Source organism: Paenibacillus sp. R-74696 (genome assembly GCF_055814915.1).
On record NZ_JBPULM010000047.1, the window covers coordinates 20,002 to 41,207 of the forward strand.

21 protein-coding genes are annotated in these 21,206 nt (G+C 45.3%); 10 read left to right on the plus strand and 11 right to left on the minus strand.

Features of this window, described 5'->3' with window-relative positions; translation table 11 throughout:
- The first annotated feature begins 151 nt into the window (after positions 1 to 151).
- The gene (locus tag ACSR9A_RS27615; RefSeq protein WP_473761296.1) at positions 152 to 2,140 is read left to right on the plus strand and encodes an AraC family transcriptional regulator; all 1,989 of its coding nucleotides are present in this window, start codon (positions 152 to 154) and stop codon (positions 2,138 to 2,140) included.
- Between the two features lie 145 nt (positions 2,141 to 2,285).
- Here ACSR9A_RS27615 and ACSR9A_RS27620 read toward each other — a convergent pair whose 3' ends face one another.
- The 3 genes from ACSR9A_RS27620 to ACSR9A_RS27630 form a co-directional block, all read right to left on the minus strand.
- On the minus strand, positions 2,286 to 3,032 hold the full coding sequence (locus ACSR9A_RS27620; RefSeq protein ID WP_473761297.1) for a (2Fe-2S)-binding protein: 747 nt from the start codon (positions 3,030 to 3,032) through the stop codon (positions 2,286 to 2,288).
- A gap of 4 nt (positions 3,033 to 3,036) precedes the next feature.
- Complete coding sequence (locus ACSR9A_RS27625) at positions 3,037 to 4,056, minus strand: ABC transporter substrate-binding protein (RefSeq protein WP_473761299.1); 1,020 nt, start codon at positions 4,054 to 4,056, stop codon at positions 3,037 to 3,039.
- A gap of 124 nt (positions 4,057 to 4,180) precedes the next feature.
- Positions 4,181 to 5,827 (minus strand): ABC transporter substrate-binding protein, encoded by a 1,647-nt coding sequence (locus ACSR9A_RS27630; RefSeq protein WP_473761300.1) that lies wholly within the window; start codon positions 5,825 to 5,827, stop codon positions 4,181 to 4,183.
- 535 nt (positions 5,828 to 6,362) lie between these two features.
- On the opposite strand from ACSR9A_RS27630, the gene ACSR9A_RS27635 reads away from it, so the two are divergent.
- Complete coding sequence (locus tag ACSR9A_RS27635) at positions 6,363 to 6,932, plus strand: hypothetical protein (RefSeq protein WP_473761301.1); 570 nt, start codon at positions 6,363 to 6,365, stop codon at positions 6,930 to 6,932.
- A 60-nt stretch (positions 6,933 to 6,992) separates the two neighbouring features.
- Here the strand turns inward: ACSR9A_RS27635 and ACSR9A_RS27640 are convergent, their stop codons facing one another.
- The 3 genes from ACSR9A_RS27640 to ACSR9A_RS27650 all read right to left on the minus strand — a co-directional run bounded on the left by ACSR9A_RS27640 (position 6,993) and on the right by ACSR9A_RS27650 (position 10,319).
- Positions 6,993 to 7,562 carry a nitroreductase family protein gene (locus tag ACSR9A_RS27640; RefSeq protein ID WP_473761303.1) on the minus strand — a complete coding sequence of 190 codons (570 nt, stop codon included), beginning with the start codon at positions 7,560 to 7,562 and terminating at the stop codon, positions 6,993 to 6,995.
- Between the two features lie 30 nt (positions 7,563 to 7,592).
- Entirely contained in the window at positions 7,593 to 9,563 is a 1,971-nt protein-coding gene (locus tag ACSR9A_RS27645) for an ABC transporter substrate-binding protein (RefSeq protein WP_473761305.1), read from the minus strand.
- 156 nt (positions 9,564 to 9,719) lie between these two features.
- Complete coding sequence (locus ACSR9A_RS27650; RefSeq protein WP_473761306.1) at positions 9,720 to 10,319, minus strand: TetR/AcrR family transcriptional regulator; 600 nt, start codon at positions 10,317 to 10,319, stop codon at positions 9,720 to 9,722.
- A gap of 163 nt (positions 10,320 to 10,482) precedes the next feature.
- Between ACSR9A_RS27650 and ACSR9A_RS27655 the strand changes: the two genes are divergently transcribed.
- The 4 genes from ACSR9A_RS27655 (at position 10,483) to ACSR9A_RS27670 (ending at position 14,779) form a co-directional block, all read left to right on the plus strand.
- Positions 10,483 to 11,928 (plus strand): MDR family MFS transporter, encoded by a 1,446-nt coding sequence (locus ACSR9A_RS27655; protein ID WP_473761308.1) that lies wholly within the window; start codon positions 10,483 to 10,485, stop codon positions 11,926 to 11,928.
- A gap of 280 nt (positions 11,929 to 12,208) precedes the next feature.
- A complete protein-coding gene (locus ACSR9A_RS27660; protein ID WP_473761310.1) occupies positions 12,209 to 12,517 on the plus strand; it encodes a hypothetical protein in 309 nt (102 codons plus the stop codon).
- Positions 12,518 to 12,721: 204 nt separating this feature from the next.
- Complete coding sequence (locus tag ACSR9A_RS27665) at positions 12,722 to 14,068, plus strand: Ig-like domain-containing protein (RefSeq protein WP_473761311.1); 1,347 nt, start codon at positions 12,722 to 12,724, stop codon at positions 14,066 to 14,068.
- A 318-nt stretch (positions 14,069 to 14,386) separates the two neighbouring features.
- On the plus strand, positions 14,387 to 14,779 hold the full coding sequence (locus tag ACSR9A_RS27670; RefSeq protein ID WP_473761313.1) for a hypothetical protein: 393 nt from the start codon (positions 14,387 to 14,389) through the stop codon (positions 14,777 to 14,779).
- A gap of 40 nt (positions 14,780 to 14,819) precedes the next feature.
- On the opposite strand, the gene ACSR9A_RS27675 is transcribed toward ACSR9A_RS27670, so the two are convergent.
- Positions 14,820 to 15,071 (minus strand): hypothetical protein, encoded by a 252-nt coding sequence (locus ACSR9A_RS27675; protein WP_473761315.1) that lies wholly within the window; start codon positions 15,069 to 15,071, stop codon positions 14,820 to 14,822.
- A gap of 161 nt (positions 15,072 to 15,232) precedes the next feature.
- Here ACSR9A_RS27675 and ACSR9A_RS27680 point away from each other — a divergent pair, with 161 nt between their 5' ends.
- On the plus strand, positions 15,233 to 15,631 hold the full coding sequence (locus tag ACSR9A_RS27680; protein ID WP_473761317.1) for a hypothetical protein: 399 nt from the start codon (positions 15,233 to 15,235) through the stop codon (positions 15,629 to 15,631).
- A gap of 229 nt (positions 15,632 to 15,860) precedes the next feature.
- Here the strand turns inward: ACSR9A_RS27680 and ACSR9A_RS27685 are convergent, their stop codons facing one another.
- The 4 genes from ACSR9A_RS27685 to ACSR9A_RS27700 are packed head-to-tail and all read right to left on the minus strand — an operon-like array spanning position 15,861 to position 17,262.
- Positions 15,861 to 16,394 carry a cysteine hydrolase family protein gene (locus ACSR9A_RS27685; protein ID WP_473761318.1) on the minus strand — a complete coding sequence of 178 codons (534 nt, stop codon included), beginning with the start codon at positions 16,392 to 16,394 and terminating at the stop codon, positions 15,861 to 15,863.
- 43 nt (positions 16,395 to 16,437) lie between these two features.
- The gene (locus tag ACSR9A_RS27690) at positions 16,438 to 16,602 is read right to left on the minus strand and encodes a hypothetical protein (protein ID WP_473761432.1); all 165 of its coding nucleotides are present in this window, start codon (positions 16,600 to 16,602) and stop codon (positions 16,438 to 16,440) included.
- Complete coding sequence (locus ACSR9A_RS27695; RefSeq protein ID WP_473761319.1) at positions 16,571 to 16,864, minus strand: hypothetical protein; 294 nt, start codon at positions 16,862 to 16,864, stop codon at positions 16,571 to 16,573. The genes ACSR9A_RS27690 and ACSR9A_RS27695 overlap by 32 nt, the downstream gene beginning before the upstream one ends.
- Complete coding sequence (locus tag ACSR9A_RS27700; protein ID WP_473761321.1) at positions 16,861 to 17,262, minus strand: ribosomal-processing cysteine protease Prp; 402 nt, start codon at positions 17,260 to 17,262, stop codon at positions 16,861 to 16,863. Before ACSR9A_RS27700 ends, ACSR9A_RS27695 begins: the two co-directional genes overlap by 4 nt.
- A 458-nt stretch (positions 17,263 to 17,720) precedes the next feature.
- Here ACSR9A_RS27700 and ACSR9A_RS27705 point away from each other — a divergent pair, with 458 nt between their 5' ends.
- The 3 genes from ACSR9A_RS27705 to ACSR9A_RS27715 all read left to right on the plus strand — a co-directional run bounded on the left by ACSR9A_RS27705 (position 17,721) and on the right by ACSR9A_RS27715 (position 20,937).
- Positions 17,721 to 19,328: a helix-turn-helix domain-containing protein gene (locus ACSR9A_RS27705; protein WP_473761322.1), complete on the plus strand. Its 1,608-nt coding sequence runs from the start codon at positions 17,721 to 17,723 to the stop codon at positions 19,326 to 19,328.
- 113 nt (positions 19,329 to 19,441) lie between these two features.
- Positions 19,442 to 20,368, plus strand: a complete 927-nt coding sequence (locus tag ACSR9A_RS27710) for an ABC transporter substrate-binding protein (protein ID WP_473761324.1) — start codon at positions 19,442 to 19,444, stop codon at positions 20,366 to 20,368.
- Complete coding sequence (locus tag ACSR9A_RS27715) at positions 20,368 to 20,937, plus strand: nitroreductase family protein (protein WP_473761325.1); 570 nt, start codon at positions 20,368 to 20,370, stop codon at positions 20,935 to 20,937. The genes ACSR9A_RS27710 and ACSR9A_RS27715 overlap by 1 nt, the downstream gene beginning before the upstream one ends.
- Positions 20,938 to 21,206: the final 269 nt, after the last annotated feature.

Below are 21,206 nucleotides of genomic sequence, written 5' to 3' on the forward strand. Positions count from 1 at the left end.
ATAGTAATTAATAGTAAAATTTGAATAGTCTCAAAGACCTAATATAAGCAGCCAAAAACAGCTGAATGATTCACCATTTCTATTCATGGAAGTGTTATAATTGATAATAGTTATCATTTATGAACGTAAGAGAAGGAGGCGAGCCGTTGTTTTGAAGGAGGACGACTATTTACTACTATGGCATCATGCGCACATCCGGCTGAACGATATTCGCCATAAGCTTATAGAAGCTGGAGACCATTTGCATGCCTACCAGCTTCCATCACCGGCTTTTATATATATGGTTCGCGGAGCTGCACGTTTTCGGCTTGACGGAAGGGAGCTACAGGCGGACCGTTTCCATATCCTGCACAGCGGCAAGGGAGGTTGCTTGGACATTGATGGGATTACGGAACCCTTAGAATATTATCTCATTCTTTATAAAGCTTCGCTGCCGCTCTTAACTGCTCCATTTATTCGAAAGCTTGCGGAGCATAACAGTCCTTTTCAAAGACAATATGAATTTGCTCCCCATGATCCGGTTGCGCTGCTTCATTTGGCAAAGACGATGCAGCAGCAGTGGCATGGGGCCCTTTCCCTACAGCGAATTCATGTCAAAGCCTTATTTTATCAGTTCATCTACGAGGTGGAACAACAGCTGCAGACGCAAGGCAAGCAGACCATCAAGCCCGACCTTGTGGAGCAGGTCATAAGGCATATTCGCGAATGCTATAGCAAGCCTATTACTCTCGCATCCATAGCCCAATTGCTGAATTATAGTGCCCCTTATGTTTCCAAGCAGTTTAAAAATAAGACCGGCCGCAGCTTAATTGATTTTCTAATTCTAACTCGTATGGATAAGGCGAAGGAGCTGCTGCTGCATACGGAGGCTTCACTCCAAGAAATTGCCCTCAGTGTGGGCTATCCGGACATCTCTTATTTCATCCGCATTTTCAAAAAAACGACCGGTGTTACACCCGGGAGCTTCAAAGCCCAAGCTGGCAGCAGCCGGCAAGAAGCAGATCGTCCTACGCTTATGCTTAGATTGTCTGATGCAGCACGAGGGTTTCGACGTTATATTGATATGGAACGTGATAATGATTATCAATATGTCGAAGAAGGGGATTTCACGATGTACAAAGGAACCAAAACCTCCATGGGAGCGACTGTGCTGTTATGTCTAGCCATCATGCTCAGCGCCTGTTCCAGCGGGAGCGGGAATGGATCTGCTAATTCGATAGCTTCCAGCACCAGCCCTGCTGCTACCACTCAATCGCAGAACAATAGTCCGGCCGCAAACCAAACGAATGCTGGACCTGCTCCAAGAGTACATACAGACAGTCAGGGGCATGAGGTACAGCTTCCCCAAAGTCCAGAGCGCATTGTACTTCAGGGCAATTCAATTGGCGATCTGCTGGCGCTGGGCATTCAGCCCATCGGTGTTGATCGTCGGTTTATTGAGGAATCCGTTTATTTGGACCAAGAACAGACAAAGGCGAAGGATATTGGTTTTCCAACCAATTTCGAAGCTCTTGTAGACTTGGCTCCCGATCTGACGATGCTTGGTTATGTTTTAGACAAACAATACGAGGAAGTATCGAAAATATCACCAACCGTCGTTTTTGATCAAAGCCTGCCATTAGCTGAGCGTCTCCCCATCATTGGGGAAATCGTCGGCAAAAAAGCCGAGGCTGAGCAATTGCTTGCTGACTATAAGGTTAAAGCGGAGAACATGTGGAGTGAGCTGCGTAAGGCAGGAAAGCTTACTGAAGGCGAGACAGCCGTCGTGTTAATTTATTATTGGAGTAAAGATATGTATTTGATGAAAACCGGTGGGCTTTCCTCTTTGTTGTATCAGCAAGCAGGCTACCAAATGTCGGAGCATGTAAAGGAACTTGAACCGGCAGCGGGCTCCCCTTATATTGAGGTTTCAAAAGAACTCATGCACGACATGCTCATTGGAGACCGCCTCTTCATCTTGTATCCACACAATGAAGATGCAGAAGCATCCTTTGCTGAACTCTTGGAAACATCTCTTTGGAAATCGCTCCCTGCCGTCAAGAGTGGAAAAGTCACCTTTGTCGAGACAAAGTGGAATTACGAAGACATGCTGACCAGTGATATGCTGCTGGACGAGTTTCCTAAGCTATTGGCTCAATAAATTTGAAGGTATTGCAAGCATAATCCGAATACGATCCTTTCCTATATTTTAATAAAAGAAGGTCTGCGCCCTCCCATTCATGCAGGGGTTGCAGACCTTCTTCTCTGTTTAATACCACTCTATTTAAGTAATATAGCCGGACACTCTATCTCTGTACAATTGGGCAATTGCCGCAATAGCCACGAAACGCTGCAAGCCGATAGGCGAGGCAGCAGGTCGCCTTCACAAACATCATCTGATCGGGAGCAGTCGGATGTGCCATGAATTTGGGTGTGATGCGAAAAGGATTGCGGCGCAGCCCGAAAGCTTCCGGCTCCATGTCCCAAGTCCAACGCTTGAAGCGCTCGCGGACTGCTGCCTGAATCTCCTCATCCACTGCCTCCATAGCTTCATCCTCCATATAGCCATAGAGCGAATTATAAATCTGCTTCCACAGCAAAGCAGCAGGGGTTTTTGAGGCCTGCGAAAGCGCAGCAATAATCGGCCTCACTTCATCCCGGTAAAAAATAGCTAGCGCGGCTTGAGCATTTCCAGCAGGTGCCTCGGCAGAAATCGCGGTAGGAATAGCCTCACTCCAGCCCTCATGAATGCGAAAGGAAAACAGCGGCATGCCATCCATTCGGCTGAGCTGAACCGACATATTCGTATTCTGTAAAGCTGCTGCTTTACTATCTGCGGCGGCGAGCATGCTGTGCATGGCTCCACAAACGCCCGCATACCAGCTGCAAAAAAAAGCTGCTGCTGCACGCATGTCCTCGGTCCCAAGCATCGGGGCGTATGCTCGGAGCAGCAGCTCAGCATTTTGCGGCTCGCTCAGCTCCACCAGCGTAAAGCTCAATACCGTGTTTTCTGCTGCGACCGAAGTAACAAAAAATTTCTCTGATAAAGACATTCCTCTATTGGCCTTTATTTTCAAAAATCTGAAGAATGGCATCTATCGCATAGCTGTTCGCCAGCGGGGACATGCCCAGATTAAACCATTCCTCTCCGCCTACCAGGTAAACCTGATTTTTCTTCACGGCCGTCATGTTTTTCCATAAGGAGCTGCTTTGGATTTGCTTGTAATATTGCTGGATGGTTTCATTGCTATCATCATTCATCTGCAAAATAATATGATCCGGGTTATATTCCGGCAGTTTCTCGAGCGATATCGTAATGGAAAGCTCACTCTGCGGGAAATTCTCAACCGCTTTAAGCCCCAGCGTCTTATGAACAAAGCTGCCGCGATCAATATTTTCGCCATAAAGAACAATGCCATCCGGCATAATCATCATATACATGACCGTTTCGTCGCCAACGATGGTATCGAGCTTCTCTTTGGCTGCCAGTTCCTGATCAACTAAATCTTGAATGACCTTATCCGCAGCCTCTGGCTTGCCTAATACGCCGGCAATATCCTTCAGCTCATCACGCCAGTCATCGCGCTGCGGCAGCAATACGGTTGGTGCAATCTTCGTAAGCTGATCGTAGTCTTTGTCCGACCACCATATCGGCGCGATAATTAGATCAGGCTCAGCGGCTAATATTTTTTCAAAATCAGGCGTCGTGGCGATGCCCATTTTAGTTGTATTTTTGAATGGCTCCTCCAAATAAACCGGGAACTCCGGATGAAAATTTTGCACGGCAATTGGCGTAACGCCCAAAGCTTGCAAAAATTCCGGATACACAACGGAAAGCCCAATCACTTTGCTAGGATTTGCCGGAATCGTGATTTCGCCTTTCTCGCTTGCTACAGTACGAACGCCTTCCTCTGCCGCCGCACTTGGCTGGCTCGATGATTGGGCCGCCTCTGGCGATGCGGATGGCGATGCTGTTGCGGTCGTATTTCCTTGTCCATTGCTGCCTGAGCAAGCGGCCATCACTAGCGCCAGCAGCGCGATAATGACTAGCAATAATCCTGTCTTCGATTGTTTCATTTTTTTCTGAACCCTCCTGAGCGGTCGATAGGTCTAATTTCTCTTTTAAAAATGAGAATCAATATCACTGTTAGGAGTATAACGGATACTTTCCTCCTCGCCTATCGACGATCCCGCCAACATTTTATGCACGATTACGCCAAAGCTTTAACACCTCGTCCAAAACCAAATCTTGCGTGAACGCTGTATATTCGGTCCATGGGTAGGGAGGCAGATAGTCGACTCGCCTGTTTCTAACCGCCTTCAGCAGTCCCCATGCCTCTGCCTGCCGTAGCTCCTGCCAGGCCGCTTGTGCCCATGCATCGTCATCTACAATGAGCAGCAGCCTATCTGCATCCGTATGCAGCAGCTCATCCCGTGTCCATTGCTGCTCGGACTGATCAGCAATAACGCCAGCCGCCGGCGTAATTTTGAGATCGTCATAAAACACCTCGCCCAAGCTTCTGCTGCCCAAAATGTGAATCGCCTGCCCTGATATTCGGGCAATGAGCAAACGATCCTTACCCCATATCTTTTTCACCTGCTCCCGCACAGCACGTGTTTTTCTGTCGTACTGATCAAGCCAAGCTTCCGCTTCTGAGGATTTGTCCAGCCACTCCGCAAGCAATCTTAGCTGCATTCGCCAATCATGCTCCAGCCACGGTATCAAATAGGTGGATGCCAGCCCTTCCAGCTTCTTCTGTGCTTCCGCGCTCGTGAATTCTTTAAGCCCGACGATGTAGTCCGGATTTGACTTGCGAATCTGCTCTATTCTCACATCATCCTCCTGCGCTAGGGGAAGAACCGAATGGATGTCGTATTTTCGGCGGTAATATTCGGTCCATGGATGGTCGGCTGGAGCCGCATAAGGCGTAATATGCAGCGCAAGTAAATGTCCAATCATATTGGCATGATAAGCCACGACCCTTTTTTTAGCATTTTTCATATAGGCAGCCGGCGGCGTGCCCGTTATTTTTTTAAATTTGCGCCGAAAATACAGCTCATCCGGATAACCGACGTAGCTCGCGATATCCTTAAGCTGGTATTCCGAATCGGGCTTCATTAGCTCCTGGGCTTGCCTAATGCGATATCTCGCCAAATATTCAATGGCACTCCAGCCATAGGTTTGTTTAAACAGCCGGATAAAATGCCGCGAGCTAATGCCAGCCTCCCGCGCCAATAGCTCAATGGTCAGCTCCTCGCGGTAATGCTGCTCCATATATAGCTTGGCACGTTCCATGGCAGCCTCGGAATCTGTGTCCCATACGCGCTGGCCATCTCGCAGCAGACTGTACAGCAGCTCATAAAACTGAATTTGGCCGTGCATTCGCTGTAAACGATCCTCGCTTTTCATAGAATTGCCTATTGCCTCGCAAAGTGCACTCCATTCAAGCATGGAGGATGCCACGATTTCTCCTTCGATGGGAAACCGCAGATTTTGGAGCTGTGGCTCGTTCTGTGTCTGCCGCTCCGACGTTTCAGGCTGTGCAAATACATCAAAGCGCACAACGTATAGTCCGTGCTCGCCCGGAACCTCAAGAAAGGCCTCGATTAATTGACCGGGCGTACAAACAAAGGCACTGCCTGCCCTTAGCTCCAAATACCGGCCGTCCACGGTAATCCAGCCCTTGCCGGATGCTATTAGCAGCAGCATATGCGATTCAATGAATTGCAGCCGAAACGACCAGCTCCCAGAGTCGCTATTATTTTTCTCGACTCCTCTAAGCTTGAACCACATGTTGTCCAGCAGCTCATATTCGCCCGCTTGCAAGCCGTATTCATGATCAGACATTTTGCTCGCCACCTTCTTCTCATCCGCTTTATGCTTATCATTTTATAGGAATAAGCCACGATAAGAAATACAACGATTCTCTGCGTCAGCTATTCGAGAGCTAACGATTGAGCGTTGTCCCACTATCCCACTGAGCAGCCTATCCGCAGCGTATGCCTCATTCCAATTCTCTGACCAAGCCGCTATTGTCGTTTTGCGCATAAGTTCTCCCTAAAGTCTATTCTCTTTATGGGTTATAGCAGGAAAATCAAGGGATATCGCGAAGATATAACCTTTAACAAAACATGAAGCATTTCAAATTAGTTGGTATCAACAACAATCCGAGCGACTAACTGGGCAAATAATGGGCTTCCACTGCCGTCACTCGCCTTTTTCCATATTCCTTTGCCTGAATACAATGAAGTGTGGAATGATGTCACCAATGAAACTAGACCATGGTCGGGGAACATCTATTACCTTAGAAGGTTCCACAGCATTCAGTCCTGTATTAAAGTTAAGAGTAGACGTACGTTCTTGAATGTGGAGGTCATATGGAATGAGTATAGAAAAAGAAATTTACGTGCTTCTAACGGACACGGGAACCGTCTTCACCAAGATTATCCGATCGTTCACGAAGGATCCGCTGAATCACGCTTCGCTTGCTTTCGATTCGGACCTGCGCGAAGTGTACAGCTTCGGAAGGAAAAATCCGAATAATCCGTTCTTCGGAGGATTCGTGCGGGAGGATGTAACGAGCACCTTTTTCGGTGAGTCGATGTGCGCCCTTTATCGCTGCACGGTAAGCTCCGTGGTTTATGACAATCTAAGAAATCAAGTACAGCATTTTGAGCAAAATCAAGATCTGTACAGCTATAATTTGGTCGGGATGTTAGGCGTTGTATTCAATATTGAATGGGAGCGCAAGCATTCGTACTTCTGCTCGCAATTCGTCGCGACGATGTTCCAGCGAAGCGGAATGATCCTGATCGACAAGTCGCCACTGCTCGTAACGCCTGGCGATCTGCAGCATACGCCCAAGCTGGAATTGGTGTATCATGGATATCTGAATTCTTATGTGGGCTGTCAGAACAGCATAGCCGCGGCAAGCTCGTTCCGCACGGCATAAAAGGGATCCCGGAAGAAGTCGGGATCCCTTATTTTTTCATAAACGGAATGAAATGATCTTTTATTCCCCCGTAACACAGGTTAGCAGTTCCCCCGCCGGTGTGCGAGGTCTAGGCTTAGGTGTCTTATCGGGATCAAAATAACCAAGATGCAGCGTGCCAATAATACGTTCGCCCGGCTTCACGCCCGTAAGCCTGCAAAAATCCGGGTCAAAATTGTATTCATTCGTCTTCCATACGACGCCGATTCCCTGCTCCCACGCCAGCAGCTGGATATTTTGAATCAGCGCGGAGCCTGCCCCAACAGCATCCTCCCACACGCGCTGCCTAGCGTCGGCCTCTATGACGATGAGCAAATGGGCCTGCATGCGTTCGCAATAATCAAGCTGCAGCTTCTGCCCCCATTTTTCCCGCTCGTCCTCCGAAAACGTATGCAGCACCGCATCTGAAAACTGCTGCCTTCCTGCGCCCATGAACAAAATGAATCGCCAAGGCTCCTTGCGCGAATGAACCGGCGCCCATACTGCCGCATCCAACAGGTTGATGACGGTTTCTTTCGCCAATGTCTGCCCGTTAAATTGACGTATCGTTCTTCTTTCGCGAATTAGCTGCTCAATTGCCGATATGGCCATTTCGCACCAACCTCCTCTTCTCGCCTTCCCTTATTGGGTAAGAAACTGAACCGTTTCTTCGATAATTTTCGTTTGGCCGATGGGGCCGCCGGGACCTTGAAACCATAGGCCATAATCCACCAAATGAACATGGTTATTTTGAACGGCCTTCAAGCTTTTCCACACTTCAGTCTTTTGCATTTCAGTCGTTTCGGCAGGATCGGATGACAATAAAAAGATGTGATCAGGGTTAATAGTAGGCAGCTTCTCCAGCGAGATCACCTGCATCGATTCAGCCGGGTCAGGTATAGAAGCTGGCGCTTGCAAGCCTAAATCGTCATAAAGAACCTCATAGTTCCGCTTGCTATAATAGCGCACTTCCTTATCGGACAAGCGCAAAAACATAACGGTTTCATCACCGATGGCTTGCTTGATTTTCTCCTTGCTCTCTGCGGCCAGCTTCTCGTATTCTGCAATGACCTGATTCGCCTGCTCCGTTCTTCCGAGCATGTCACCGAGCTTCAACAGGCTCGTTTTCATCCGAATGATGCCCTGCTCATCCTTCACTTTTTCCGCGAACAACGTAGGGGCAATTTTATTTAAGTTAGCGAAAGCTTCGCCCATAAAATCTTGACCAATAATCAGGTCTGGCTCCAAAGCTAAAATGCTCTCAAAATTCGGCTCCACCTGCCAGCCTAAATTTTTCTGCCCTTGCAGGCGATCGGCAAGATAGGTCGGAAATTGATCGCTGCCTTCTTCATTGCTTGATGCCGCCTGCGGCACGATGCCAAGCGCCAGCAAATAATCGGTAGCGGCGGGAAATAAGGAGATAATATTTTTTGGCTCCCCTTTAATAACCGTTTCTCCCCATGCATGCTTAATGACTTTTTCCTGCGTGGATGGCGGCTGAGTGGCTTGCTCGCTAGTGGTTTGCTGCGCTGCACTGCTGCTTTGACTATTGCCACTCGCAGCAGTTGTGTTTGTTGTGCCAGAGCATGCTGACAATAATAGGGTAAGGCTAAGCATAAGAAGTAGCGTAATCGACTGTTTCGGTTTCATTGGTATGCGTGAATCCCCTTTTTGTTTATATTGATAATGATTATCACCATTATGAATATAACGGCGAAAGGTACGCCTGACAATGGAGGATTCTGACTTGCCCGTAGCATTATACTGATCGAATGGCAAATGAACGTAGTTCGTTTTGAAGCGTCCCGGCGAAATACCTGCATATTTTTTGAAAATACGATTGAAGTACATCGCGTCTGGGATACCTACGCTTTCCGCAATCGTCTGAAGGGACGCGTCGGTATGCAGAAGAAGCTCTCTCGCTTTATTGATTCGAATGCGGGTCAAATATTCAATGAGGCTGCTTCCTGTCTCTTTTTTAAACATTCTTGATAAATGCCCCGAACTGCAATCCAGCAGCTCCGCCAGCCCATCCACCATTATCGGCTCTGCATATCGCTCGTTAAGATAACGGACAGCTTGCGCTACGATATTAGGCTTAATCGTTGGAATGCCCTGTGTATCCAGCTGCCGCAACAGCTCGTGGACAAATTGATAAAATAAGGTTTTGACTTGAAATTTAGAGAGTGCATCCGCTTGTCTCCATAATGGATCAAGGCTTGTAACATAGTTGTATAAAGCAATCGGATAATTGGGAACGAAGGCATACTGAATGTGAAAAGGCAGCTGCTGCTCCAGCAGCGCTTGAAGCTCTCTGCTGCTGGGCAGCGGAAGGCTGGCCCGATAATAAATCATATAATATTCGAAGCAGTCCTCGACATCAGAAATATCCAGACCTATGCCCTTGCCGCCGTGCAGCACCTGCAGCTTGTTCACCTCATAGGAATTTCCGTCCAGCGCAACCCGTGCACCGCCTCTTGTTGTGTATATAAAACCGCTGGCTGGCAGCCGGTAGCCCTTCACTTGCTCCCCAGCGCGCATAACCAGATGCCGAATATCTAATACTTTAATAGAAGCCTGATTCCAAAGCTTAACATGCTGATCTACATCCATCGTTTCACCTTCCGCAAAGTCCTGATCTGTATGCCTCTCTATTTTATCGAGAATAATTCTCATCTACAACTTAAATTTGTTTAACGCCATTTATAAATAGAAGCACTTTAAAAGAGATTATCTCTTTTGAGGTGCTTTTTCTGTATTGAAAGTGTCTTATTGATGAAGGTGAGCTGAGCCTAGTCTCGAAATTTCTGAGAACAGAACTGCCATTTCATGTGGGGACAAATCAAAATCCCGTTGAATCCAAAGCTGTATGGTACCTACGTAAGCTGATGATAAATAAGCAAACAAGTAGTTATGTTTTACAGGGATATCCTCAACTTTATTCTTTCGATGATATACCAAGTAAGTATTCTGAAACTGTTGATTCAGTAGCTCTTTCATACTCAATGAAAATGTAGGATCTCCGTTAGAGCCCATGAAAACTTGAAAAAAACGCTTATGTTCCATGATATATTCGAAAGGACGGAGATAGCCAGATGGAGGGTCGATAAAGGGCTCTCTCGTCTGGTGGTGGTGGCCAAGTTTTTTTATGATGGCATAATATTGATCTAAAATCTCTTTCTTAAATTGATTAATAAAATCATTAATATCCTGATAGTGCAAATAGAAGGTACCTCTATTCAATCCAGCCTGCTCTGTAAGTTCTTTAATTGTAATGCTCTCAATAGGTTTTTGTTTGGTCAAATGGAGTAGTACTTCTCGGAGCTGATTTCGAGTACGAAGAATGCGTCGATCCGTTTTCTCCTTCATTGAATCCCCCTAAATAAATTGCAGATTTGCTCAACATAAAACAAATCACTGTTGATTAATGAACATTGAAAGAACAGATGCTCATTGAAGTTATGCAATTTCACATTATAATCATTCACAGCAATTATAATCAACGTCGTGTTGATTAACAAGGAGTGGGACAATGAATAGAGAAATGGATACTACCTCTAGCGGGGAGAAAGCGGCTGTATCAAGAAGGGGATTTATTTTTGCATTAATGGCGATTATACCAGGAATGATGATGGTGATGATCGATAGTACAGCCATGAATGTTGCAATTCCCAGCCTAGCCAAGGATTTTGACGTCACTTTTGAAGTTCTTCAGTGGGTAATTACTGGCTATATGCTTGCAATGTCTATTACGATTCCGATGTCTGGCTGGTTTTCGGATAGATTAGGGTCAGCGAAAGCTTTCATGATCACTAACGCTATATTTGTTTTAGGTTCCCTTTTATGTGCACTGGCCCAGAATGAAATGCAGTTGATTTTCTTTCGCATTATTCAAGGCTTGGGTGGAGGGATGATCCAACCTATGGGCATGGCGATGGTTTATAGCCTGGCACCAAGCAACAAAAAAGGACAGGTTATGGGAATACTTGGTATACCCATGCTTTTGGCACCTGCATCTGGTCCCATTTTGTCGGGTTGGTTGTTAGAATCAATTAGTTGGAATTGGATATTTCTTATTAATATCCCTATAGGAGCGATTTGCATTTACTTAAGTTTCCGTTATCTGCCTATGGTAGAAAAGCTCCAAAACATTACACGCTCAGATGAAAAAAAGTCCTTGGATGCGCTTGGATTTTCCTTAGCCCCTATATCATTTGTCTTACTAGCTCTAAGTATTAATATAAACTCCACTGCATTAATAACATGGTTAATAGGACTATCGGGAGTAATTTTACTAATCTGGTTATCGATTCACGAATTACGGCATCCAAATCCGATTCTAGAACTTCGCGCCTTTCGTGCACCTCGTTTTCGGAGAGGGATATTCGTAAGTTGGATACAATATATGGCTCTTAATGGCTCACTTGTTTATATCCCACAGTATCTACAGAATTATAGGGGGTTTAGTCCATTAGAGGCTGGTTTGGTCATGAGTATGTTGGCGATTACCTCTGGAGTTTTAATGCCCGTTGGCGGAAAATGGTTTGATCGCTTTGGGATTCGTCCCTTAGCCAGCTCAGGGCTGGGTACTATTTCTGCAGCATTGCTGTTGCTGTCGCAGATGAGCGCAGATGCAAGTGGTTCTCTTATTGGTGGAATAGTGGGGTTACTTGGTATTGGAATGGGGCTTTGTATGATGTCACTTAACACCTATATATTACAATCTGCACCAACTGAATCCGTAAATCGGATCACACCTCTTACTTCAGTTGGCGCTAATTTAATCATTCCTCTCTCTATTGCTGTACTAGGCCAATTCCTTGATATGCGTATTACGATGAGGGCAACAATGATAAATAGCGATGGGGCACTAGCTGCCTACTCTGACACCTTTTTGCTGACGGCCTTTATTGCTTTATGTGGGGCATTATTCAGCCTGTTACTACAACCAAAAGCAGGGGAACATAATAGAGGATAAATAAACCAATAAGACAACTCGATCTGGCATCATTACCAAATATTTTTTTTGTATACTGCTGACAAAAAAGTTTTAAAAATTGGTCTTTATGTGCTAATATTTAGCTGATAAAGAGGCTATTGTGAGGAGAACTGGCTGATCATTTGCGCTAGCCGTAACGAGATCAATTAAATTTAGATGATGTGCGCTTGCCTTGCAGCAATTGCTAGAACTCATCAACGAAATCTCTATTAAGTTAGATAGACTCTGAGTAAATAATAAGTTAGGTGGAGAAATACCAATGAGCAAACGCTATCGCATTACAAGAGCCTTGCAGAATAACAACTCGTCGGCACTGACGATTTCTTTGGAAGAATGCAAACAATATTTTGCGTCCAAGCCCGATTTTTCGTATACATCGGTATTTACCGTAACAGGGGCTACCACTATGTCCATTGAGGGAGATTTCTTCATGTGGAGCATTGGCGATGCTGCGATTCCCTTCCGGCATTATCAAGGGGATATATACGTTTCCGGTACGAACGATGTGGTCATTCCTAAAGTCATTGAGGTTGCAAGCGAGCTCGTCGCTGATGTCGTGAACGAGTAGTTTTCGAGCCCATTCTAAACGATTACCTCATGCACAAGCAGCCCCCACCTCCACAACAACGTGGATGCGGGGGTTATTTTTCGCGTTTCTCTTTTTTAGTTATATAAATTTTGACAAAAAGTTCACAAAAATGAAATTGTAAAAAATAGATAAATATGTAATGATTATTCTCGTAGTCTACTAGAATAAAAAGGAGAGTTTACCATGTTCAAGCGGATTTTATTGGCGGTTTCTCTACTAGTCACGTCGGTATTTGGCGGGTTTTCCTTCGCGCCTAGCGCGAATGCCCAGGCCATTCCCGAGGTAAGTCTGACAACCAGCAGCACACAATTGCCAGCCTTCGACATTCCTGAAAGCAGCAAGCTTGACCTTAATGAAGCCTTGCCTGCACCTTCAGTCATCTCTAGTTCGACACAAAGCCTACAGCAGCGCTCCCTCGACTCCGTCACTCAGGCGGTATACAATACCGACCCTGGCAACGCCTATACGATCAATACGGGCCAAGTCTACTTTGATTATATTGACCAAGCTGGTGGGCAGAAGTGGTTTAATTTTCAAACAACTGCGCCTAGCAAGCTGACTGCTTTTTTACAAACGGTGCAATCCGCATCTGTCGATTATGATTTGCACTTATTCCGCTTAGATTTAGACACCTTGCAATTAGTAGAGGAATATTATTCGGTTTATGGACCGCAAATGGATGAGCAGGTAAGCCGGATTGCTCCAGCAGGCATCTATTATTTGGCTGTAAATACGGTGTCAGGCTTTGATGCAAGCAATCCATTCTATTTCACAGTCGTTCAATCCTCTGTCTATGACAGCGCCGAGCCTGATGACAACTATGTCTATGCCAAGGCAAAAACAAGCGCCTTCACCGTCAGCCAGACGATCGACAACGCTTTTGACGAGGACTGGATTAAATTTACCGTAAGCACTGCTAAGCAATATACGATTTCATTCAACAATCCGGCGGCGGGCACCACCTATCAGGTTAATATTTATAATCAGAACTTAAACCAGCTTGCTACCATTAACCAAAATTCAAGTGGAACCTATAACATGAGTGCCGGCACCTATTATTTTAGAGTATTAAGCACTTCTTCGTTCAATGCTTCACAGCCTTACACCTTTAGCGTAAGCAATGCAGCTTCGGCCGTCACGGTATCAAGCATTACCTCCGATCCTAACGTTTCAGGTTATATGACCTATGGATATGGGAATAAATATCGTATTCAAAACTATATAACTGTGACGGGATCAGCCAGAGATTCAAGTGGCAATGCAGCTGCTAATGTTCCTATTACCGTGAGCATCAGAACGGTTCTAAACAATCTGCTTTATACGGCCACTACTACTACTAATTCCAGCGGAGGATTCACCGCCACCATCTCCAATATTCAGCCTGGTGTTGGACTTTATGGCTATGATAACTGGGTCTCCTACCACTACTTTGATATTATTCCGATCCAGTTCAGCTCCAATAATGCTGTATTGAGTTCTAATGAAACGACGCTTTACCACTTTGCTTATCAGATTTATCAGCCTCATTAAATATTAAATATGAGATTGAAAAAGCATATTAAATGCATATCAAATGCATAACGAAACAAAAGCCAATGCTCGCGATCTATCGCGGCGTTGGCTCTTTTTTTCAAAAAAATAGTATCCTATCCTATTCGTGGCGATCAGCCTTCACAGGGCAGGAAGGTTAATCAGGCAAGTTATGCAGCCATTTGTTCCTTTATATAGGTCTTTGCTTACGAATCACATCGCTCGTGTAAATCGATTAGAACTCTTCTCTACTTGAGCTTTGTGGTATAATACCAAGGATTTACATAATTCGAGTAAAAGTAGGGGGCCGAAGAAGCCATGGGCAAAAAGAAGGCGGAAACGATCCGCACCATGAAATATCGTTACAGCGGGCCTAAAAATGGCATCGGCTATTCCTTTAGCCCCATCCGTTATGACGAAGCAGCAGCAAATAATCGAATTTTTATTTATGATGAAGATTTCAGCGATATGCTGCCATTTATTCAGCAAAAATACCCGCTTGCCGATATACGCACAGGCGAGATTTATGCAGCTTTCGATCCTTGCTGGGACAACCCTATTCCGAAAGCGGTCTGGGAGCAGGTCATACAGGAGCTCGATGCCCTGTCTGTAGAAGACCCTGGCCAGCTTGCCTTCATCCATTCGTTCACCACCTGGGTTCGCGAGGTGCTGGAGCAGGCTGATGAAATTGTGATTTACGGCAATTTGTAAACTGCCTGAATGGACGCCCATTCATTCGAATCTACCTCGATTAGCTGAGGCAGATTCGCCTCACAGTCTCTGTTCCTTCTACTTGTCCGCTGTTTCCAACAGCTTTTCCGTCAGCATACTCTGGAATCAGCTCCAGCATCACACTTGCACTACCGCGTGTACTATATAGAAAACAGCTGGAGGGCAGGCGGTAGCCTTCCATTACTTCATCAGCGGTCAATTTTATATGGCGAATATCAGAAATTTTGACTGCGGTATGGTTCCATATCGTCGTATATTCGTCTAGCTTCATGCTGCTGTCTCTCCTTGTTCGAACGTTTCCTTCTCATTATAAGTGATAATTATTCTCAATGTAATTATTAATGTGAAAAAGACGATATTTCATTTTGGCTGTGAGGCAGATTAGAATATGGATATAGTAGTTAGTCAAATACTCATAAGCAGGTGATCAAGTTGTCGAATAAGCTGCGCAGTATTGCAATTGAAGGGGTAGACTATAAATATACGCTGTTGATGCGCGTGGAAGGCCAGACATGTGTTCATGAACTAAAAATTTTTCTAAAGGAATCAAAAATCAACCCTTTGCACATTCGCATCCGCACATGGGATGATCCTATCGCGGGGTGTCCACTAAATTCGGGATTTATATTGGCTAATACTCGTAACAACATGCCTGATGAGGTTTACAATCTCAATCATCCAAGGCGGGTTCGGGAGTGGATCTTATATAGTTTAAGCAGTGGTTGGTGGGACGGATCAAAGACGGTTGTCATCGAGGACGGACTTGCCGCTATGAAGGAGATGGGATATGAGATAGAGCGAATACAATCGAGTACATCTGCGCAAAGATAGACTTGGCGGACACAGAAGCCGCTATTTAACAGAATCACGGGTTAAGGCACTACCTGCGGACACAGGAGCCGCTAATGCCCTAGAAATGGACATTTTGAAGGGATAATGAGGGCGATAACGACTTTCCTGTCCGCTTGCGGCCTGAAATCGTAGAAAAATCCACAATAGCGGAAACTCAGTCCTTCAAAAAAGGATCGAGCTTCCAGAACTGCGTGGTCTAGGTCTAGGGTTAAAATACATGCTCATCCAATCCACGAATCGTGACAAACCTTCCATTCCATATGTGCTCGTGATGCTCAATGATTTGAGGTGCAGTCAGAACCGCATTCGCAAGGGTGCTGTGGCTATTTTTCGCCAGAATATTAGACTTATAGCCACGACTGTACGCGGCTCGTATCGTTGTATCCAAACAAAATTCAGTTTGTGCTCCAGCAAAGATAAGCTGTTCAATCGATTTACCCTCCAATAAAACGGGCAATTCGGTGTTGTGGAACGAATCCCATGTTGTTTTTCGGATGACGGCATCCCCTGGCTTAATATCCAGCTCGTGGTAGAGCTTCCAATCCGGTGAATCTACGTAAAGTGCGCTATTTACGTTGTCATATACCGTATGCTGGATAAAAATCACTGGAACCTCTGCACTGCGAGCAGCCGCAATCCATTGGTTAATGCGGAGCACCAAGTCCTCTTTCTGATATAGGTGATTTTCTGGCAAGTTAAAAAAAACCTCCTGCATATCAATAACGATTAATGCTTGTTTCATCCGGTTTCCCTCCATTTTATAATTTAGTACTCACGAATATTTTTTAAGGCTTACATGCTATGATCGGTGAATAATATAACAAAATTCTTTTTGGCATTTCTAAGTCCGCAAATTTCACGGTTAATTCTGTATCCAGACGTTCGCCAATAATTTTGAGAATTGTCCCTCTACCAAATTTACAGTGGTATATCTCTGTATGCTGATGAATTCAAATTCGAATCTGATGCTGTATAAATTTCACCCTCGTCTCCTTGGACAATAGCGTTTATTGGGGAAGCCATTGCGATCATTAAGTTGATTATATTGCCATTTGCACCACACAGGGTAAGCCTCCCCCTTTGAAATAAGAAAGGAATTTGCTCGTTAGCATCAAGAAAATGAGCAATTTGGGCTAGATCCTCCTCTGTTATCGGGTTAGTGTCGCTGTTTACCCAATGGTCTGCCTTTGTAATATGAAGATCATAACTCAACTCTTCCCCACCCTTAGTTCCTCAATTACTAAATACTGCTCGCCATATGAACGCTGAATGTCTTCCATGCCTAGCCGGAGTGATCGCAATAAAATTTGCGAATCTCGGCTGACTTTTTCATGAATGATACACTTCATATAGTTCCTGCCCATGTCTACCTCAGGACTGTCATCTGTAAATTCATTGATAGAATTAACGGCATTAATGGTAAGCGTGGACACGGCTGCGGCAATAATATCTAAGCCATATTTGGAAAATCCCGTGCTGCCCTTAGCTATAAAACCATAAATATCCTGATTGGCGAAGGTGAAAAAGGTTATTACGAAAGGATCTCTATGTTCCTCTGCTAACATATCCCTTTGTCTATCCATTCTTATGTTAATATCATCATGCTCCATGAAATCCATCTCCTCGGTCGGTTCAAGAATGCTAAGTCCGCTATTGAAAATGGGATAATCCCCCTGCTGCTGCTTTAATTTGACTATAGCATGCTATTCAAACTACGTATAGCTGATTTGAAGCTAAGACAGACGTTAAGCCCATTTCCACATTGATTTGTTATATTGATTTTCATCATTATCCCTCTCTTTGCCACGTCACGCTGAACGTTGAATTTGATATATTCAGCATAATTTAGAAGGGCAGAGACATTCAATTACACATCATGCGCATCTACTAACCTATTGTGCAAATTATATTTACAATGCTGCGTGCGGATCATACAATGGGCATACCCGTACCTATGGAGGAGCTTATGAATATTGGAAATATCGGCTTTAATCACAGCCACGACAGCGATTTTATGATTAACAGGAAACCGAACATAAGCTTTTATTACTAGCAAGGAGGAGCCTACATGTCTGGCAAAAATGTTCCGTTCCAGAATCTGTTCGTGACGATGACAAAAGTAGCAAAGCATGCCGTCCCTATAGGGGGGCTAGTCCTTATTCCACCGAAAAACGAGCATCAGCTGTTATTTGTGCTAGGCGGCACAGCGAAGGTCCAAGTAGATCATAAGCACAGTCAGCCTATTTTGGCAGCCGATACTCATTTTATAATAAAGCCGGGGCAGTCGTTGCAGATAACGAATCAAGGCAGTCATTTATTGGACATCAGCATCATTGCATGTGAAGTTGTTCAGCTCAGCCGAGTGGATCATAAACTGTCAGCGGCTTCCGTCAAAACATTTGCTTATTTTCAATATGAGACCGTGTCGCATACTCCTCGTTCACTCCGGGCTATGGTGCAGAAGCTTCAAGAGCCTTCCACTTTCATAGACATGCAGCACCAGCTTGAAAATCAGTTTCTATTTCAGAAGCTTATCTATCTGTTGATGGAATCCCATGCTTCGCAAACCGATGCTGACCCTCGCCATGCCGTCGAGAGCACGATCGAATATTTAAAGCTTCATTACGATGAAGCCATTACAATTGAAGATTTGGCGGGCATCGCGCAGCTCAGCAGACGTTGGTATACAACGTTGTTTAAGGAAATAACCGGTGAAAATCCGAGCGATTATTTAATCAGACTGCGTATCGATAAAGCCAAGGAATTGCTCACAATGTCCAAAGAAAGCCTGTACGCTATAGCCCGTAAAGTCGGCTTTGAGGATGAGCATTATTTTAGTAGAAGGTTTAAGCAAAAGGTTGGTGTATCTCCCCGTTTTTATTTGCATAATCGGCGTATTCTGGGGACGACGGTCACTCATCCCGAATTGATGTACCTGCTGGGAACCATACCGATTGCTGCCTTTTCTCCGGATCAGGAATTCCCCAGTTATTTGCTAGAGGCATTCAAGCAAGTACCAAAGCTGAATAACAGCCATCACTTCGATCCTGAATATTTCAAACCGTTCAAGCCCGATGTCATATTGGCTGCGGAATGGAAGGATTATGAAAACTATGATGCCCTAAGCCGAATTGCCCCCACCTTCCTGCTGCCAAGCCATAATGATTGGCGGGATGAGCTGACAGATGTGGGCGAGATTTTGGATAAAAAGAAGCAGGCCCATCGTTTCATTCGCTGGTATGATGACAAGCGGGATGAGGTTCGAGAACAGCTTAAGCTGCTGACAGCTAATGAAACGGTTGCTTATGCGCGTATGACCCAGGAGGGCCTCATCGTGTTTGGCAATCAATCATCGAGAGGGAAAATACTGTATACCGAGCTTGGTTTGATTCCACCTGACAAGTCGCTGCTGCATATCGATGGAAAGATCCTGTCGGTCGAACAGTTAGCTGGGCTGGGAGCTGATCACATTATTTTGCAAATAGGTGAGCATGCTGACAGCAGCCGGGAAGCTTTATTGCAGCAGCCCGGCTGGAGAAGATTAATGACATCCCCTACAAGTCGGATATATACAGTGGGGCATCGAGAATGGTATAACTTCTCCTTCTCCCCCTTGTCTACTGGATTTGCCATGCAGCATATGCTGCAAATGTTCGAGCGCGGCGTAGTCCGCTGACATAGGGAAATGCGCGAAAATCCACGTCCGCTTCCCTTTTCTCCATTCCTATTTGACGGACACCTCCTATAATGAGAATGAGAATTATTATTACGTTTGAGAGGGATGGAGAAATGAATCGCGCACGAAAATGGGGTTTTGCAGCTATCGCGTTATCACTGCTGCTTGTAGCTGCTTGTGGAGGTAAGGAGAATAATACATTAAATAGTCCAGTTACACAGACCGATGCAGCCGAGAAAACGCTTCGGGTAGTGGCGACTACGGTAACATATCCAGATTTTTTATATTCGCTAGGTGTCATTCCAGTAGCTGCTGAAAATGCAAATGCCGAATTTCCAAGCTATTTAAACGGGGCATTCGATGCTGTGCCAAAGCTGGGCGGCGTTCTTAACCTGGAGGGTATTTTGGCAGCAGAGCCTGATCTAATTATCGGAGCAAATTGGCGGGACGCGAAAAATGTTGATCAGTTGAATAAAATCGCAAAAACGATTTTACTCCCTGATCGTGACAATTGGCGTGACGAATTGCGCGATATGGGCGATGCACTTGATAAGAAGGAGCAGGCTGAGCAGGTTATTGCGGATTATGAGGATCAAATCAAAAAAGCAAATGAAAGCCTAAAGCCCCTAGTCGGATCAGAAACGTTCATGTATATGCGAATTATTGGCAAAGACAGCTATGTCATGGGACCTCTAGCGAGCCGCGGCAAAGTGATACATGGCGAATTGGGACTGAATGCAGTAGCCACTTTCCCTAAGGACGAGGAGAGCATCGCCATTTCGCTCGAAATGCTGCCAGAGTTTAATCCTGATCATATTATCCTTCAGGTAGAAGCTGGAGATGATGCGGCGAGCGCACAAAAAATATATGAAGATATGAAAACCAATGCGGTATGGATGGGCCTTAAAGCTGTGAAGGAGAACCACGTCTACCTCGTCGGAGATAAAGACTGGATGAACTTCAGCTTCTCCCCCGTAGCTACATTGAACGCCGTGAATGAAATTGTCGAGACGATTAAACAGCATAATGTAAATGAATAATGAGCCATTCTATCGAGCGTGTCATTCGGGAACGTCGAACGATTAAGTCGTTTAAGGATCAGCCCTTGTCGAAACAGACGTTGTTGGATTTGCTGAATGCAGCGGTATGGGCGCCCTATCATTCAAGTGAGGAGCCCTGGCGGTTTATTATTTTTATGAATGAGGATCGTCGCCAGTTTGCCGATGCCGTCCTAGCCACTTACACAGAGGATGAGCTTGCGCGTTTTGGCGAAGGCGTGATGAAGGAATATTGCTTGGAAACTCCTGTCCATCTGCTCGTCGTTATTAAACAGGATAAATCCGAGGTCAGACGGGAAGAGGCGCTGCTTGCAGCCGCCACCTTGATTCAAAACTTGCAGCTGCTTGCCTGGGAGCAGCGAATTGGCTTTGTGTGGAAGACGAATGAATACAATCGGGAAGCCGATTTTCACCGCAGCGTTGGCATTCAGACGGATGAGAAGCTTGTTGGCACCCTGCATATAGGCTATATCAACGAGGATAAAATCCCTAAAGCAAGAAGAAGAAAATCGGCAGAGGACCTCATCACATGGCATGAAGGCTCAGATTAGAGAAATCTATACACCGATTTGTAATTCGCCAGCAGCCGCTAGCTGCAGAAAGGATCGCTAGATCCTCTCTGCAGCTAGCGGCATTTTTTATAGGCTGCAGCTTGGTCCGCCTTTGTTAACAGCAGCTCATACCCTACTAAGAAATTAGGACCAGAGCCAAAGCCTCAGTTACAGCAGATGTTTGCTATGGTAAACTGGATGGCGGTATTGTTTTTTCTTTCCAGAAACCGTTGGTTGCTGTATAAAAACAAGTTCATCTAAAAAAAGGG